Here is a 15,843-nt window from a genome sequence, read left to right as displayed (position 1 = left end):
GGCGAGTGGCGTCGGGGCGGGCATCGTCGGGTGCGCTGGAGAGGACATCCCGAGGCGGTGCGGATCGGCAATGATCACGACCACCGCGGCGGCGCCGAGGATCAGCACGACGGCCGTGGCGGCCAGCAACATCCGAGTGCCGATGGACCAGCTCCGACGTGGGGTGGCATCACCCGTCGGTACTGACTCCGGCTCCGGCTCCGGCTCCGGCTGGTGATCCGTGCCCTGCCCCACTGCGGCCATGCCCTTGTCCCTCCGCCGGTCCCCTCCCGTGGGTACGTACCCGCCCACCATTCGGATCACTCAGCGCTGACGCTCCGCTGCCGTGCGTCGCCAATCGTGGACATGCCGTTGGCCGGCACCCCGGGTTCGGGTGCCGGCCAGCGGTCGATCGGTGTTCTGCTGTCGTGCTCCTGCTGTCGTGCGGTGGGTCAGCTGTTCCAGTACTGGGCGACCAGGTCAGCAGCCTGCTGCTCCCACTGGGCGTAGGCATCCGGGTACGCCGAGACCTGCACGGTCTGCGCGGCGTCGGTCAACGCCATGTCCTGCCAACCGTCAACCTGCTTGAGGCCCTTGAGGAACGCGGTCGTCGAGTACTCCGGATCGGTGATCTGCTCCGGCGTACCCCAACCCGAGCTCGGGCGCTGCTGGAACAGGCCCAGCGAGTCATGGTCGTTCATGTCGCCGAGGTGGCCCAGGTTCTCCAGCTTCGACTCCTGCAGACTCGTGGCGATCGAGATCACCGCGGCCCGCTCCGGCAGACCGGCCTTCTTCGTCGCGGCGATGATCGCCTTGACGTTCGCGGTCTGCTCGTCGTTGAGGTCGATGTGCGACTGCGCGCCCTGCACACCATGCGGGATCAGCTTGCCCATATCCGGCTTGTCCGCCTGCACCGCCACCGCAACCGGCTTCGCATCCACCGCCGGAGCACCAGCGTGAGCGATCGGACCGGCGAACACACCACCGGCGAACGCCAGACCAGCAACGGACAGCACGCTCTTACGAATAATCGTGTTCATCGGGGGCTCCTTCGGGGGTAGACACCTCACACGCGCCCTTGTTCGGAACGGCACGCAGGGTGCAAGCACCTCGTCCGGCGCTCTCATACATGGGGGGAAAGTCTTAGGTCGGCGGCCGACAAGCCGGGGGGCTCGTGGCGCCGGGGTCCAGCGGCCTGCGGGCGGAGGGCCTCGTGGCGCCGGGTCCATGTGTAACGACCGCCGGGCCGGGGTCATTCCGGGGTCGGCCCATCCATCGGCACCCCGTGCAAGCGGCTGCTGGTGCGGTCGGTCGGTCGGGGGTCTGCAATGACCGCGCACCCGCGGGCATTCCAACCCGGCCTCGCTGTCATCCCAGCCCCGAGGGGTGGAGGTGACCTGGCGGTGTTGCTGCGATCGTCAGGGTGTGTAACGACCCCGGGCCCGCCACGATTCCAGCCCACGGGCGCACCCGGCCACCGTCAAACCATCCCATACCGGACAGGCTGGATCGGACTCGCCGGACGGTGCAGCGCCGAAGAGCCCGGCATGCGGGTTGATCGACTCGGTATCGCCGATATCGGGGCATCCGCAAGCCCCGGACACCGCAACATCCCCGATATCGAGTCGATCACCCCGAAGAGGCAATCCTCGGACGATCCCGGGCGAGGTGGTCAACGAGCGCGATACCTCAGAGGCATATTTATGACTCACAGGTATACCGCTCACCACAGCCACCGCCCCGAGGCCGGCCGAGGCCGCATTTCCCCAAGACCGGAACAGGCCGCCACTTGCCGGACCGCGCGGCACCGGGGATCGGGCAAGCCGACAATCAGGCGGACCGGCAATCGGGCGGACCGGCGATCGGGCGGACCGGCGATCGGGCGGACCGGCGATCGGGCGGACCGGCGATCGGGCGGACCGGCAATCGGCTGGCCGGGATCGCGCACGCCGCCAACCGTGGGGCCGGTGATCGGGGCGCCGGTGATCGGGGCGCCGGTGATCGGGGCGCCGGTGATCGGGGGGCGGCAAGCGAGGGCCGATGATCGCGCGGACCCGGCGAGCCGGCTTGCTGACCCCTGGCAGGGATCGGCGGACGGCAACCACCGACGGGGTGGGACCCGCCGTGCCCGGCGCAGGGATCAGCCTGACCGCCCGGAACCGGGCGCGGCGGGCCCCACCCCGTCCCACGCAACGCGGCAGCGCAGGTCAAGGGGGCAAACCAGGCAGAACCCCGTTCAGCCAACGAGACGGGAGCGAACCTTCGCGGCGCAGGAGTCCAACACTGACCGGGCATCCAGCCCCAGGCTCTCGATCGCCACCAGCGCCGTGAAGGCGACGTCAGCCAACTCCGCTGCCACGTCCTCGCGGGTGTGCGTGACGCCCTTGCGCGGGTTCTGCCCGAGCAGACCGATCCAGGCCGCCGACGCCTCCCCCGCCTCCTCGGTCAGCTTGAGGATGCGACAGGTCAGTTCCGTCTGCCCGGTGCCGTTCGCCGCGTCCAACCAGCCGCGCGACGCCCGGGCCGCCTCCCAGATCGACTCGTCCACGGCCACCAGTCAACCCGACCCGCCCACCGCGCCGCGCAACCGGGGGCGGGCGTGGGGTGGAGGCGTCGGCGCGAGGACTGGCCGATGAGCGGTGAACCGGACGAGGGCGGTGGGCCGTACTCCGGGGCGGCCGGTGGGTCGCGCCGGCACGGTGGCGGCAACGATGCCGCCGATACGGAAGGGACGTGCCGGTCATGCCGGAGACCGTCGAGACGGTGTTCGCCAGTGTGGTTGCCCGCAATCCGGGCGAGCCGGAGTTCCACCAGGCCGTGCGGGAGGTGCTGGAGAGCATTGGTCCGGCGCTGGCCCGGCACCCCGAGTACGCCGAGGCGCGGATCATCGAGCGGATCTGCGAACCGGAACGACAGGTTATCTTCCGGGTGCCGTGGGAGGACGACCGTGGGCGGGTACGGGTCAACCGCGGCTTCCGGGTGGAGTTCAACAGCGCGCTCGGCCCGTTCAAGGGCGGGCTGCGCTTTCATCCGTCGGTCTACCTGGGCATCGTGAAGTTCCTCGGCTTCGAGCAGATCTTCAAGAACGCGTTGACCGGCCTGCCGATCGGCGGCGGAAAGGGCGGCGCGGACTTCGACCCGAAAGGACGCTCGGACCGTGAGGTGATGCGCTTCTGTCAGAGCTTCATGACCGAGCTGCACCGGCACATCGGCGCGCAGACCGACGTGCCGGCCGGGGACATCGGGGTGGGCAGCCGGGAGATCGGCTACCTGTTCGGCCAGTACAAGCGGATCACCAACCGCTACGAGTCCGGTGTGCTCACCGGCAAGGGACTGGCCTACGGGGGTGCGCAGACGCGCCGGGAGGCGACCGGCTACGGGGCGGTGTTCTTCGCCGAGGAGATGTTGCGGCAGAGCGGCGACAGCCTGGAGGGCAAGCGGGTCGTCGTCTCCGGCTCGGGCAACGTGGCGATCTACGCGATCGAGAAGGCGCACCAGCTCGGCGGGACCGTGGTGGCGTGCTCGGATTCCGACGGGTACCTACTCGACGAGAAGGGCATCGACCTGGAGTTGCTGCGGGAGCTGAAGGAGGAGCGGCGGGGCCGGCTCGACGACTACCTACGGCACGTGCCGCACGCGGTGGCCGTGCCCGACCGTACCGTCTGGGAGGTGCCCTGCGACCTGGCCCTGCCGTGCGCGACGCAGAACGAGATCGGCGGCGCGGAGGCCGCGGCGCTGGTGGCCGGCGGCTGCGTGGCGGTGGTCGAGGGGGCGAACATGCCGACGACGCCGGAGGCGGTGCGGATCCTGGGCCGGGCCGGCGTGCGATTCGCCCCGGGCAAGGCGGCCAACGCCGGCGGGGTGGCGGTGAGCGCGCTGGAGATGCAGCAGAACGCGAGCCGGGACTCGTGGACGTTCGCCCAGTCGGAGCAGCGGCTGCGGGAGACCATGCGGGACATCCATGCTCGCTGCTGGAGCACCGCCGAGGAGTACGGGCTGCCCGGCGACTACGTGGCCGGGGCGAACATCAACGGGTTCCGCCGGGTGGCCGAGGCGATGCTGGCGCACGGTCTGGTCTGACCGGCCGGACAGTCGGGCCTGACCGACCGGTCAGCGCAGCCATTGACTCTGGTCGACGGCGGTCCTAGGTTCAGGACGCTACCGGCCGGTAGGCAACCGTCCCGCCTGGTCGCCCACGGGCGACATCCGTCCGATGGGGAGCATCGATGCTGTCCTCACCCGTTCGCACCCTCCGCCGCCTGCTCGCCGCCACCGCGACCCTGACCCTGGCGGTCGGGCTGGCTGGCGCAGCGCCAGCCAGCGCCACCGCCGACCGCGACCCGGGTGGCGGCCAGCCGCTGCCCGGGTACACCATCGAGAATCCGCCGCTGGCGCCGCTGGTCGTGGCCGGCAAGCCGACGACGGTACGTCAGGGCGTGCACCGCCACGCCGGGTACATCATCGAGGTCCCCGCCCGGTGGAACGGTGACCTGGTGCTGTGGGCGCACGGCTACCGCGGCCAGGGCACGGTGCTCTCCCCGGAGCAGCCCGGCTTCGGGCTGCGCCAGCGGCTGCTGGAGCAGGGGTACGCCTGGGCGTCGTCCTCGTACGACCGCAACGGCTTCCACATCCGCTCCGGAGTGCTGGGCACCAAGGAACTGGCCGACCACTTCGGACGGACGGTCCGCCGGCCGCACCACACCTACCTGGCGGGGGTGTCGATGGGCGGGTACGTCATCGGCCGCTCGCTGGAGCAGTACCCCGGCTACTACGACGGCGCGCTGCCCATGTGCGGGGTGCTCGGCGACCAGACGCTGCTCGACTTCTACCTCGACTACAACCTGGTCGCGCAGGCGCTCTCCGGGGTGCCGGCCTACCCCACGCCCGCCGACTACCTGACCAACGCCGTACCCCGGATCCAGGTGGCGCTCGGCCTCGCCGGGCTCACCCCCACCGGGCCGGACACCACCACCGACCGGGGTAAGCAGCTGCGGACGATCACGGTGAACCGTTCGGGCGGGCCGAGGCCCGGCGCGGACGCCGCGTTCGCCGTGTGGAAGGACTTCCTCTTCTCGATCAGCGTGACCAGCGGCGGCGACTCCCCCGCCGAGCGGCCCGGTCAACTCTCCACCAACCTGCTCACCCGCTACACCCCGAACAGCCCGGTCAACGTCAACGCCGCCGTGCGGCGGGTCGCCCCGGAGAACGTCTGGCAGCGGATCCTGCCGACGCTGACCGAGGTGCCGCGGATCGCCGGCCGTCCGACCGCGCCGGTGCTCAGCCTGCACGGCCTCGGTGACCTGTTCGTGCCGTTCAGCATGGAGCAGGCGTACGCCACCGAGGTGGCGCGCAACGGTCGCGGCCGGCTGGTGGTGCAGCGGGCCATCCGGGCCACGCAGCACTGCGAGTTCACCCCGGCCGAGGCCGGCGCCGCCTGGGACGACCTGGTGTCCTGGGTACGCACCGGCGCCCGCCCCGCCGGCGACACGGTGACCGACCCGGCGGTGGTCGCGCGTCCCGACTACGGCTGCCGGTTCAGTGACCGGGCCGCGTACGCCGCCGGGGTCGGCACCCGGCGCCTCTACCCGGCCTGCTGAGGTACCCGGAACACGACGACGCCGGCCGGCCCCCTGTTCGGGAGCCGGCCGGCGTCGTGTGTGCGGGTGTCACCAGAGCTGCTGGACGATGTCCGCCGCCTGCTCCTCCCACTGCGCGTACGCGTACGGGAAGGCGGAGACCTGGACGGTCTGCGCCGCGGTGGTCAGCGGCAGGTCCTGCCAACCGCCCACGTTCTTCAGCGCGCTGAAGAACGCCGTGGCGGAGTACTCCGGGTCGGTGATCTGGTCGGGCGTACCCCAACCGGACGACGGGCGCTGCTGGAACAGGCCCTGCGAGTCGTGGTCGTTGTACGCGCCGAGGTGGCCGAGGTTGTACAGCTTCGACTCCTGCAACGAGGTGGCGACGCCGATCACCGCGCCACGGTCGCCGACGCCGGTCTTCTTGGCCGCGTCGACGATGGCCCGGGCGTTGGCCAGCTGCGCGTCGTCGAGCGGGATGCGCGACTGGGCGCCCTCGATGCCGTGCGGAATGAGCTTCTCGCGGCTCGGCTTGCCGGCCGGGGGCTTGCCGGTGGCGGAGCCGGTGGTCAGCCCGGATTCGACGGGCTGGTCCTCCTGGCGTGCAGTGGTGGCAGCCTTGCCGGTGGCGAGGTCGATGGCGGCAACGGCGCCCTGGTGCGGCCCGGAGGTGACCGGGGCGGCGGCCGCTGTCGGCGCGAGTGCCAGGCCACCGAGGGCGGCCACACCCACAACGCTCAGCGCGGTCTTGCGGTACGAGTCCTTAGCGATGGCGGGGAGCCATCGAGTGAAGTCGACCTTCACGATGGTTGCCCTTTCGATCGTGCGGAGCGCTCCGGGGTGAACACTCCTCGGGAGATGACCGCGGAAAGGGTTTGGGCTCCGGCGGTACGGGGGACACAACCAGGTTCACCTGTCGGGCATTCCGGAAATGCCGGAGGGCTGGCTCGTTGCGGTCCCGGTCACGGCGCAGGTCGGACATGGGGGCACTGCCGACATCAGGCCGGACAGCCGTGACGGATGGTGTTTTCGGGAACCCGGCGGCAACGTCCGAACGCCAGCCTTTGCTCTGCTTACTTATACGCACCGGCCACGTTCCGTGACCAGGGTGAGAGACCTCCGTGGCTGGCGGAAACGGCGCATTCGCAGCTCACGGGACGTGGCGCGTAGAGGTAAGCAGAGCAAAGGGGCCATGCACGGTGATGGGGAGGCAGGCAGCTAGCGGTTTGTCGCTACCGTTAGTGAGCGTCTAAGCCAGCACGGTTGGTGAGGTTGCCGTCCGGCTCGCCCTGGCGGACGAGAACGCGCCAGGGCTGTGTGAGGCGCTGGAGTGTCTCGGCGGCCGGCCCCCCGTTCCGCCCGCTGCCCGACTCAGTTGTCGCCGTCACCTTCGGACTCCGCATCCCCCGTCCCGACACCCTCGTCCGGAGTGAGCAGTTCCTGGAAGATGGTGATCTGGAGGTCGGCGGGGGCGTCAAGGCGGGAGTTGAGCGACTGCCACGGCGTACGCGTCGGCGGCGCGATCTCGCTCGCACCGGCAGCCACCAGTCGGGCGGTGGTCGCCTCCGTGTCGTCCACCTCGAAGGCCACCCGGATGCGCGGCGCGACCTGCCGGCCCACCTCGACCTCGTCGATCATGCGCTTCTGGGCCGGGTTGGCGATCTCCAGGGTGGCGCGGCCGGCGTCCAGGATCACCACCCGGGCGTCCCCGTCGCCGCTGAACGCGGCCTCCTCGCGGAGGCCGAGCGCGTCGCGGAAGAACGCGACGGCGGCCTCGTGGTCGGCGGCCTCCACCACCAGGCGCAGCTGACGGACGACGGGTACGGGGTGTTCGGCGGCCATGAGCAGGATTTTAGTGCCGACGTGATCCGGTTAGATTGGACCGTCCGGAAGGGAGCCACCATGGCCGGTGCCCAACGCGAAGATGCGTACCTGTTGCGGCCGGTCGGGCGGGTCGTCTCGCCACTGACCGACGCGGCGAGTGCGCCGAAGCAGGGCGACGAGGGCGCGCCGGATGCCTGGCTGGTGTTCGACGCGCAGGTCGAGCGGGCCGTGCGCGACGTACCGGTCGGCGCGGAACTGCTGGTGCTGACCTGGTTGGACCGGGCCCGGCGGGACGTGCTGGCGGTGCACCCGCGCGGCGACGAGACGCGACGGGAGACCGGCGTGTTCAGCACCCGCTCCCCGCACCGGCCCAACCCGATCGGGCTGCACCGGGTGCGGGTGCTGGCGGTGGACGGGCTGCGCGTGCGGGTCGCCGACCTGGAGGCGCTGGACGGCACCCCGGTGCTCGACGTCAAGCCGGTGCTGGGCGCGGCCGACGAGCGCTGACGCGCCAGCCGGCCCCGGCGGGGCCAGAGCCGCGCCAGCGGGCCGACGAGCCGGCGGCCACGCAGCCGCAGACCCCAGCGCACACCGCGGTCATGCCGACAGGCCGCGGTCATGCCGACAGGCCGCGGTCGCGTTGACAGGCCGCGGTCGCGCCGACAGGCCGCGGTCGCGCCGACAGGCCGTCGCGCCGGCGGGCCGCGGCCGGATCAGTGGCCCCGGGCCAGCCACTCCTGAACGTGGGGCGCCTCCGCGGCGATCGTGGTGTCGTCGCCGTGTCCGGTGTGCACGACCGTCTCCGGCGGCAGGGTGAGCAGCCGGGTGCGGATCGACCGGACGATGGTGTCGAAATCGCTGTACGAGCGGCCGGTGGCGCCCGGGCCCCCGGCGAAGAGCGTGTCGCCGGTGAACACCACGCCCAGCTCCGGCGCGTGGAAGCTGCACGCGCCGGGGCTGTGGCCGGGGGTGTGCAGGACCCGCAGCGTGGTGCCGGCCACGTCGATGCTCTGCCCGTCGTGCAACTCGCCGTTGGGCGGCAGCTTGGGGTGGACCATGTCCCAGAGCACCCGGTCGGCGGTGTGCAGCAGCACCGGCGCGCCGGTGGCCTGGGCCAGCTCGGGCGCCACGCGGACGTGGTCGTCGTGCGCGTGGGTGGCCAGGATCGCCCGGACCCGCCGGTCACCCACCACGGCGAGGATCGCGGCCACGTCGTGCGGCGCGTCGAAGACGACGCACTCGGTGTCGTCGCCCAGCACCCAGACGTTGTTGTCCACGTCGAAGGTCTGCCCGTCGAGCGAAAACGTGCCGGCGGTGACCGCGTGCTCGACCCGGGCGCTCACGGGAACACCACCACCGACCGGAGCACGTCGCCGTTGTGCATCCGGTCGAACGCGTTCTCGACCTGGTCCAGCGCGATCTCCTCGGTGACGAACGCGTCCAGGTCGAGCCGGCCCTGGAGATACAGCTCGGTGAGCATCGGGAAGTCCCGACTGGGCAGGCAGTCCCCGTACCAGCTGGACTTGAGGGCGCCACCGCGGCCGAAGACGTCCAGCAGCGGCAGCTCGATCGTCATCTGCGGGGTCGGCACGCCCACCAGCACCACGGTGCCGGCCAGGTCCCGAGCGTAGAACGCCTGCTTCCACGTCTCGGGTCGACCCACGGCGTCGATCACCACGTCGGCGCCGAAGCCTCCGGTGGCGGCGCGGATCGCCTCGACCGGGTCGGTCTCGGAGGCGTTCACGGTGTGCGTGGCGCCGAACTTGCGCGCCCAGTCCAGCTTCCGGGAGTCGGTGTCCACGGCGACGATCGTCGTGGCGCCGGCGAGGGCCGCCCCGGCGACCGCCGCGTCGCCGACGCCGCCGCAGCCGATCACCGCGACCGAGTCGCCGCGGGTGACGTTGCCGGTGTTCATGGCCGCGCCCAGACCCGCCATCACCCCGCAGCCGAGCAGTCCCACGGCGGCCGGTCGGGCGGCCGGGTCCACCTTGGTGCACTGTCCGGCGTGCACGAGGGTCTTCTCGGCGAACGCGCCGATGCCCAGGGCCGGTGCGAGTTCGGTGCCGTCGGTGAGGGTCATCCGCTGACGGGCGTTGTGGGTGTTGAAGCAGTACCAGGGGCGGCCACGACGACAGGCCCGGCACACCCCGCAGACCGCCCGCCAGTTGAGCACCACGAAGTCACCCGGGGCGACGTCGGTGACGCCCTCCCCCACCTGCTCGACGATGCCCGCCGCCTCGTGGCCGAGCAGGAACGGGTAGTCGTCGTTGATGCCACCCTCGCGGTAGTGCAGGTCGGTGTGGCAGACCCCGCAGGACTGGATCCGGACGATCGCCTCACCGGGACCGGGATCGGGCACCACGATGGTGGTGACCTCGACCGGCGCGCCCTTGCTGCGGGAGATGACTCCCCGGACTTCCTGGCTCACTTCGCCTCCTGCTGGTGATCTGCGGCGGGGCCGGGTGCCGGGCCGGCGGGGTGACCGGGGCCCGGCGGTGAGCCCCTCGCGAACCTACCGCGATCACCACGGCCGGCCCAGTCGGCCCAACGGGTTATCGCCGGCTGCGGCGGGTACGCGGGCCGCATTCGGACCACCGGCCACCAGGAGTGATCATGAAACTGGCGCATCTGCCACTGCGGGTCAGCATCGGCGCGTTCATCCTCAACTCTGGTCTGAGCAAGCGCAATCTGGAAGGCGGCGCAGCGGAGGGCATGCACGGGATGGCGGTCGCGGCCATGCCGCAACTCGGCCAGCTGGAGCCGGCGCGCTTCGCCAAGCTGCTGTCGTACTCCGAGATCGCCCTGGGGGCCGCGCTGCTCGCGCCGTTCGTCCCGGCCTCCCTGGCCGGGCTCGGTCTGACCGCCTTCGGCGCGGGCCTGATGCAGCTCTACCTGAAGACGCCGGGGATGCGGGAGCCGGGCAGCGTGCGTCCGACCCAGCAGGGCACGGGGTTCGCCAAGGACATCTGGCTGCTCGGCGCCGGCTTGACCCTGGTGCTGGAGGGGCTGACCCACGGCCGCCGGCACCACTGACCCGACCCGCGGGACGCCGCGCGCCGGGTGGTGCAGGCCGGTTGACCGCCCGCGCCGCAGATCACGCCTGGAACGGGTGCCCGGCTCGCTATCGTGTGGGCGACCCGAGGAGCTGCGTTGACCCGTTCCCCTTCCGTGCGGCCGTTCTACCGGCCGATGCGGCCCCGTCTCCGGGACGAGCCGCACCGCTCGGCCACCCCGCTGGAGCTGTTCTTCGACCTGTGTTTCGTGGTGGCCGTGGCGCAGGCCGCCGGCAATCTGCACCACGACGTCTCCGAGGGTCACCTCGGCCACGCGGTGATCAGTTACCTGATGGTGTTCTTCGCGATCTGGTGGTCGTGGATGAACTTCACCTGGTTCGCTTCGGCCTACGACACGGACGACGACGTCTACCGGATCACCACTCTGGTGCAGATCGCCGGGGCGCTGATCATCGCGGCCGGCGTGCCACGCGCGTTCACCGACGGCGACTTCACCGTCATCACCTACGGGTACGTGGTGATGCGGCTGGCCGCCGTCGTGCACTGGACCCGGGCGGCCGCCGGCGACCCCGAGCACCGTTCCGCGGCCCGCCGCTACGCCATCGGCGTGACCGTCGTGCAGATCGGCTGGTTGCTGCGGCTGACCCTGCCCGACGAGTGGGGCATCGCGTCGTTCGTGCTGCTGGCGCTGGCCGACCTGCTGGTGCCGGCGGTGGCCGAGCGGCCCGGGATGACACCGTGGCACCCCCGGCACATCACCGAGCGGTACGGACTGTTCACCCTGATCGTGCTCGGCGAGGCAGTGCTGTCCATCTCGCTGGCGATCCAGACCGGGCTGGACGCCGGCGCCCACGGCCTCTGGTCTCTCGCGGCGGCCGGTGCGGTCATCGTGTTCGCGATCTGGTGGCTCTACTTCGACCGGCCGGTGGAGGCGCCCGACCGGCTGCCCTACTCGCTGGTCTGGGGCTACGGCCACTATCTGATCTTCGCCGCGGTCGCCGCGGTCGGCGCCGGCCTGGTCGTGGTGGCGGACCACGAGCGGCACATCGCCCACATCTCCGAGGTCACCGCCGGGTACGCGGTGGCCGTCCCGGTCGCCGTCTACCTGCTCACCGTCTGGGTGTTGCACGTGCGCCTGCAGCAGCGCGGCGCGGTGGTCGTGGCGTTCCCGGTCGTCGCACTGCTGGCGCTGCTCGCGCCGCTGGGCCCGGCCCCGGTGGCCCTGCTCGCGCTGCTGCTCTTCGCCCTGGTGACACTGACGGTGCTGCTGCGCCGGCGTGACGTCCTGCCGACCTCGGCCCCGGAGGCCGACCCGGCCTGAGTCCCGAGCCGCGACGTCCGGCCGGTGCCGGTGCCGCCCCGCCCGGGAGCGGACGCGACCTGCCGGCCCGCTGTTGGGCGCGACGGCCCGGGAGTGGGCAGAATTGAGGCATGCTTCGCCGCCGATGGTTGCTGGCCGACCAGCTCGGGCCACACTTCCTCGACGACCCCGACCAGCCGGTGCTGCTGGTGGAGATCCGGGAGTTGTTCCGCCGCCGGCCGATGCACCGGCAGAAGGCGCATCTGATCCTCTCCGCGCTGCGGCACCGGGCGGCGGAGTTGGGCGACCGGGCGCTGCTGTTGCGCGCCGACACGTTCCGCGAGGCGCTGGCGCAGGTCGCCGAGCCGCTGGAGGTGTGCCATCCGCACTCCCGGGCAGCACTGGACTTCGCCCGGTCCGTGCCGGGGTTGGCGGTGCTGCCGCCGCGTGGCTTCATCACCAGCCAGGCCGACTTCGCCGACTGGGCGGACCGTTCCCGGCGCGGCCCGCTGCGGATGACCGACTTCTACCGGCACGCCCGCCGGTGGCACGCCGTGCTGACCGGCCCGGCCGGCGGCGCCGGAACGACGCGGCGACCACGCGCCGAGGGCGGCGCCACGCCGGCGACCCCGCCACCACCGCCGCCGATCGTCGAGGACGACATCGACGCGGAGGTCCGTCGCGAGCTGGACCGGTGGGCGGCCGACGGGGTGCGGTTCGTCGGCCGGGACGGCCCCCGGCGGTTCCCGGCCACCCACGGCGAGGCGCGGGCCCGGCTGGAGCACTTCGTGACCCACCGGCTGGTCGGGTACGGCCGGTACGCCGACGTGATGAGCGCCGACGACCCGCTGTTCGCGCACTCGGCGCTCTCGTCCTCGTTCAACCTCGGGTTGCTCGACCCGGAGTCGGCCGTGCGCGCCGCCGAGCAGGCGTGGCGGGCCGGCATCGCCCCGCGTACGGCGGTGGAGCCGTTCATCCGGGGGCTGCTCGGCTGGCGGGAGTTCCTCTGGCAGCTGTACTGGTACTTCGAACCGCGGTTCCGGGGAGCGGACTGGCTGGCCGCGACCGAGCCGGTGCCGGACTGGTTCGTCGAGTTGGACGCCGACGCGGTGGAGGCCCGCTGCCTGGCCGACGTGCTCGCCTCCGTACGGGACGGGGCGTGGACGCACCACGCCCCCCGGCTGCTGGTGCTCGGCAACTACGCGCTGCAGCGCGGTTGGCGCCCGACCGAGGTGGTGGACTGGTTCCAGCGCTGCTTCGTCGACGGCGCCGACTGGGTGATGAACGCGACGGTGATCGGCATGAGCCAGTACGCCGATCTGGCCCGGGTGGACACCCGCCCGTACGCGGTGGACGGCACCGACATCGACGAGATCAGCGACTACTGCGCGGGCTGTCGTTACGTGCCCGAGCGGGCGCTCGGCGACCTGGCCTGCCCGTACACCGGGGGTTTCGAAAGCTTTCTGCACCGCAACCGGGAGCGGCTGGTGGCCGACCCGCGACTCGCCGCCGAACTGGCCCGGCGTGCCGAGCCGGAGCACCGTGAGGCGGTGCTGGCCCAGGAGGAGAAGCGGGGCAGCACACCGCCCTGACCGTCAGCCGCGGCCGGTGTCGGCGGCCGGCACCGCACCGGCGGACGGCGTCGGGCGGACGACGCCCCGGTTCAAACCGGTGACCAGCAGCCGGTTGTACGAGGCCGGCAGCAGTCGGGCCAGCAGGTCCGGCACCTTCGCCGACCAGCCGATCAGCACCCGGCCCCGGCGTCGCTCGACGCCCCGCAGGATCACCTCGGCGGCCCGTTCCGGCGCGATGGTGAGCAGTTTCTCGAACTGCGCCCGGCCGGCCGTGTACTCCTCGACGGAGACGCCGCTGCCGACGCGGGCGTTCTCGGTGATCCGGGTGCGGATCCCGCCGGGGTGCACCGAGGTCACTCCGATGCCGTCGTCGACCAGTTCGTGGCGCAGCGCCTCGGTGAGGCCGCGCACCGCGAACTTGCTCGCCGAGTAGGCGGCCTGCCCGGCGGGGGCGATCAGCCCGAACAGGCTGGAGACGTTGACCAGGTGCGCGCCGGGCTCCGCCTTGAGGGTGGGCAGCAGCGCGTGGGTCAGCTGCGCCACGGCCCGGAAGTTGATGTCGATCACCCAGCTGAACTCGTCGAACGTCACCTGGTCGAACCGGCCGCCGAGGCCGACTCCGGCGTTGTTCACCAGCAGCCGTACCCGTGGGTGCCGTTGACCGATCTCGACGGCCACCCGCGCGGTGGCGGCCGCGTCCGCGAGGTCCACCAGGTAGGTGTGCAGCTGGCGGTCCGGGTGGTCGGCGCGGATGGCGGCGGCGACCGCGTCGAGCCGCCCTGCGTCGCGGTCCAGCAGGACCAGGTCGCTGCCCCGTCGGGCGAGCGCGTGTGCCAGCGCGGCACCGATGCCGCTGGCCGCGCCGGTGACCACGGCCGTCGCGCCGGCGAAGTCGAACCTCTGCACGATCGGTGCTCCTTTCCTGGCGGGCCCCGGGCGACCTGGCCTGGGGTGGATCGGTACGCGTCCGGACCGTCCGGTCAGCGGACCGGGCTGCCGGTCGGTGGCGCGGCCGGCGCGGCGGGCTCGTCGGGCGCGGTCACGCCGCGGGCGCGGGAGAACCGCACGCCCTCGTCGGTGAGCCGGCCGTGCCGCATCAGCAGCACGTCGCGGGCGTAGTTCTGGTACAGCCGCCACGGCGCGGCGGCGCCCTGCTTGGGCAGCGCGTCGACGCTGCGCAGCACGTACCCGGAGCGCAGGTCGATGAGCGGCACCCGCTCGCCGTCGGGCGGCGGGAGCGGGGTGACGACGTGCTGGCCGGTGCGGTCCAGGTGGCGCAGCAGCCGGCAGACGTAGCCGGCGACCAGGTCGGCCTTGAGCGTCCACGAGGCGTTGGTGTAGCCGATGGTGAGTGCGAAGTTGGGTACGCCGGAGAGCATCATGCCCTTGTAGGCGACGGTGCCGGCCAGGTCGACCTCGACGCCGTCCACGCGGAGCGTCAGGCCGCCGAGGGCGAGCACGTTGAGGCCGGTGGCGGTGACCACGATGTCGGCGGGCAACTCGTCGCCGGAGGCCAACCGGACGCCGTGCGTGGTGAAGGTGTCGATGGTGTCGGTGACCACCGACGCCGTGCCCTGCTGCAGGGCGGTGAACAGGTCGCCGTCCGGCACCACGCAGAGCCGCTGGTCCCACGGGTCGTAGCGGGGCGAGAAGTGCCGGTCGATGTCGTAGCCGACCGGCAGCCGGCCCTTCGCGGCCCGGCGCAGCAGCCGCTTCACCAGCCCGGGGGCTCGCCGGCTGAGCTGGAAGTTGACGGTGGACAGCAGCACGTTCTTCCAGCGCACCACCGGATACGCGGCCTTCGCCGGCAGCCAGCGGCGCAGCGCGTCGGCCAGGACGTCGCGCGAGGGCAGCGCCATGACGTACGTGGGTGAGCGCTGGAGCATGGTCACGTGGGCGGCGCGCTCGGCCAGCGCGGGCACCAGGGTGACCGCCGTGGCGCCGCTGCCGATGACCACCACCCGCCTGCCGGTGTGGTCGAGGTCGTCCGGCCAGTGCTGCGGATGCACCAGGCGCCCGGCGTACGCGTCGACGCCGGGCAGCGGCGGGGTGTATCCCTCGTCGTAGCGGTAGTAGCCGGTGCAGGCGAAGAGGAACGAGCAGGTCAGGACGATGGTCTCGGCGGTGTCGGCGCGCTGGGCGTGCACCGTCCAGCGGGCGGTGCCGCTGTCCCACTCGGCGCGTACGACCCGGTGCCCGAAGCGGATGTGCCGCTGCACGTCGTACTCCCGGGCGGTTTCGCGGACGTACTCGCGGATGGCCTCGCCGTCGGCGATGGCCTTCGGGTCGGTCCATGGCTTGAAGGAGTAGCCGAGGGTGAACATGTCCGAGTCAGACCGGACGCCCGGGTAGCGGAACAGGTCCCAGGTGCCGCCGATGGCGTCGCGCGCCTCGAACACCGCGTACGTCTTGTCGGGGCAGTCGCGGCGCAGGTGGCACGCGGCGCCGATGCCGGACAGGCCGGCTCCGACGATGAGCACGTCGACATGGTCGGAGGTCATGGCATTCCTCCATCCGGGGCAGTGGACGGACACTATCCACCGCCGTCGACAGCAGTCAACACCCTGTCGAGTGTC

Annotated in this window: 14 protein-coding genes; 6 read left to right on the top strand and 8 right to left on the bottom strand. The window is 72.1% G+C overall.

Annotated elements, in window-relative coordinates; translation table 11 throughout:
- Positions 1 to 431: 431 nt before the first annotated feature.
- Together EAD89_RS12395 and EAD89_RS12390 are read right to left on the bottom strand one after the other, a co-directional pair.
- On the bottom strand, positions 432 to 1,019 hold the full coding sequence (locus EAD89_RS12395) for a hypothetical protein (RefSeq protein ID WP_121654048.1): 588 nt from the start codon (positions 1,017 to 1,019) through the stop codon (positions 432 to 434).
- Positions 1,020 to 2,215: 1,196 nt separating this feature from the next.
- The gene (locus EAD89_RS12390; RefSeq protein WP_121675810.1) at positions 2,216 to 2,527 is read right to left on the bottom strand and encodes a MazG-like family protein; all 312 of its coding nucleotides are present in this window, start codon (positions 2,525 to 2,527) and stop codon (positions 2,216 to 2,218) included.
- 194 nt (positions 2,528 to 2,721) lie between these two features.
- Here EAD89_RS12390 and gdhA point away from each other — a divergent pair, with 194 nt between their 5' ends.
- Positions 2,722 to 4,059, top strand: a complete 1,338-nt coding sequence (gene gdhA / locus EAD89_RS12385; protein WP_121675809.1) for an NADP-specific glutamate dehydrogenase — start codon at positions 2,722 to 2,724, stop codon at positions 4,057 to 4,059.
- 146 nt (positions 4,060 to 4,205) lie between these two features.
- Positions 4,206 to 5,576, top strand: coding sequence for a hypothetical protein (locus EAD89_RS12380; protein WP_121675805.1), 1,371 nt, complete (start codon positions 4,206 to 4,208; stop codon positions 5,574 to 5,576).
- A gap of 69 nt (positions 5,577 to 5,645) precedes the next feature.
- Here the strand turns inward: EAD89_RS12380 and EAD89_RS12375 are convergent, their stop codons facing one another.
- Complete coding sequence (locus EAD89_RS12375) at positions 5,646 to 6,359, bottom strand: hypothetical protein (protein ID WP_121654050.1); 714 nt, start codon at positions 6,357 to 6,359, stop codon at positions 5,646 to 5,648.
- Positions 6,360 to 6,926: 567 nt separating this feature from the next.
- Positions 6,927 to 7,397: a VOC family protein gene (locus EAD89_RS12370; protein WP_121675804.1), complete on the bottom strand. Its 471-nt coding sequence runs from the start codon at positions 7,395 to 7,397 to the stop codon at positions 6,927 to 6,929.
- A 60-nt stretch (positions 7,398 to 7,457) separates the two neighbouring features.
- On the opposite strand from EAD89_RS12370, the gene tsaA reads away from it, so the two are divergent.
- Positions 7,458 to 7,886, top strand: a complete 429-nt coding sequence (tsaA, locus tag EAD89_RS12365; RefSeq protein WP_121675803.1) for a tRNA (N6-threonylcarbamoyladenosine(37)-N6)-methyltransferase TrmO — start codon at positions 7,458 to 7,460, stop codon at positions 7,884 to 7,886.
- A 206-nt stretch (positions 7,887 to 8,092) separates the two neighbouring features.
- Here the strand turns inward: tsaA and EAD89_RS12360 are convergent, their stop codons facing one another.
- Both EAD89_RS12360 and EAD89_RS12355 read right to left on the bottom strand, forming a co-directional pair.
- Positions 8,093 to 8,722: an MBL fold metallo-hydrolase gene (locus EAD89_RS12360; protein ID WP_121675802.1), complete on the bottom strand. Its 630-nt coding sequence runs from the start codon at positions 8,720 to 8,722 to the stop codon at positions 8,093 to 8,095.
- Positions 8,719 to 9,807 (bottom strand): S-(hydroxymethyl)mycothiol dehydrogenase, encoded by a 1,089-nt coding sequence (locus EAD89_RS12355; protein WP_121654054.1) that lies wholly within the window; start codon positions 9,805 to 9,807, stop codon positions 8,719 to 8,721. The genes EAD89_RS12360 and EAD89_RS12355 overlap by 4 nt, the downstream gene beginning before the upstream one ends.
- A 185-nt stretch (positions 9,808 to 9,992) precedes the next feature.
- Here EAD89_RS12355 and EAD89_RS12350 point away from each other — a divergent pair, with 185 nt between their 5' ends.
- The 3 genes from EAD89_RS12350 to EAD89_RS12340 all read left to right on the top strand — a co-directional run bounded on the left by EAD89_RS12350 (position 9,993) and on the right by EAD89_RS12340 (position 13,285).
- Positions 9,993 to 10,412: a hypothetical protein gene (locus tag EAD89_RS12350; protein ID WP_121675801.1), complete on the top strand. Its 420-nt coding sequence runs from the start codon at positions 9,993 to 9,995 to the stop codon at positions 10,410 to 10,412.
- Between the two features lie 117 nt (positions 10,413 to 10,529).
- Positions 10,530 to 11,714 (top strand): low temperature requirement protein A, encoded by a 1,185-nt coding sequence (locus tag EAD89_RS12345; RefSeq protein ID WP_121654056.1) that lies wholly within the window; start codon positions 10,530 to 10,532, stop codon positions 11,712 to 11,714.
- A gap of 110 nt (positions 11,715 to 11,824) precedes the next feature.
- Positions 11,825 to 13,285 (top strand): cryptochrome/photolyase family protein, encoded by a 1,461-nt coding sequence (locus EAD89_RS12340; RefSeq protein ID WP_121675800.1) that lies wholly within the window; start codon positions 11,825 to 11,827, stop codon positions 13,283 to 13,285.
- A gap of 3 nt (positions 13,286 to 13,288) precedes the next feature.
- On the opposite strand, the gene EAD89_RS12335 is transcribed toward EAD89_RS12340, so the two are convergent.
- Both EAD89_RS12335 and EAD89_RS12330 read right to left on the bottom strand, forming a co-directional pair.
- On the bottom strand, positions 13,289 to 14,173 hold the full coding sequence (locus EAD89_RS12335; protein WP_121675799.1) for an SDR family oxidoreductase: 885 nt from the start codon (positions 14,171 to 14,173) through the stop codon (positions 13,289 to 13,291).
- A gap of 74 nt (positions 14,174 to 14,247) precedes the next feature.
- Entirely contained in the window at positions 14,248 to 15,768 is a 1,521-nt protein-coding gene (locus EAD89_RS12330; RefSeq protein ID WP_233578559.1) for an NAD(P)/FAD-dependent oxidoreductase, read from the bottom strand.
- Positions 15,769 to 15,843: the final 75 nt, after the last annotated feature.

The sequence above is a fragment of the Micromonospora sp. BL4 genome (assembly GCF_003667505.1).
GTDB lineage: Bacteria > Actinomycetota > Actinomycetes > Mycobacteriales > Micromonosporaceae > Micromonospora.
The sequence above is the reverse complement of the archived record's forward strand: the minus strand, read 5'-3'. Positions and strand labels throughout refer to the sequence as shown.

Bases quoted from the DNA above. Each gene is read 5' to 3' on its own strand.
- EAD89_RS12395 (WP_121654048.1), bottom strand. From the start codon at position 1,019: ATGAACACGATTATTCGTAAGAGCGTGCTGTCCGTTGCTGGTCTGGCG.
- gdhA (WP_121675809.1), top strand. From the start codon at position 2,722: ATGCCGGAGACCGTCGAGACGGTGTTCGCCAGTGTGGTTGCCCGCAAT.
- EAD89_RS12380 (WP_121675805.1), top strand. From the start codon at position 4,206: ATGCTGTCCTCACCCGTTCGCACCCTCCGCCGCCTGCTCGCCGCCACC.
- EAD89_RS12370 (WP_121675804.1), bottom strand. From the start codon at position 7,397: ATGGCCGCCGAACACCCCGTACCCGTCGTCCGTCAGCTGCGCCTGGTG.
- tsaA (WP_121675803.1), top strand. From the start codon at position 7,458: ATGGCCGGTGCCCAACGCGAAGATGCGTACCTGTTGCGGCCGGTCGGG.
- EAD89_RS12350 (WP_121675801.1), top strand. From the start codon at position 9,993: ATGAAACTGGCGCATCTGCCACTGCGGGTCAGCATCGGCGCGTTCATC.
- EAD89_RS12340 (WP_121675800.1), top strand. From the start codon at position 11,825: ATGCTTCGCCGCCGATGGTTGCTGGCCGACCAGCTCGGGCCACACTTC.
- EAD89_RS12330 (WP_233578559.1), bottom strand. From the start codon at position 15,768: ATGACCTCCGACCATGTCGACGTGCTCATCGTCGGAGCCGGCCTGTCC.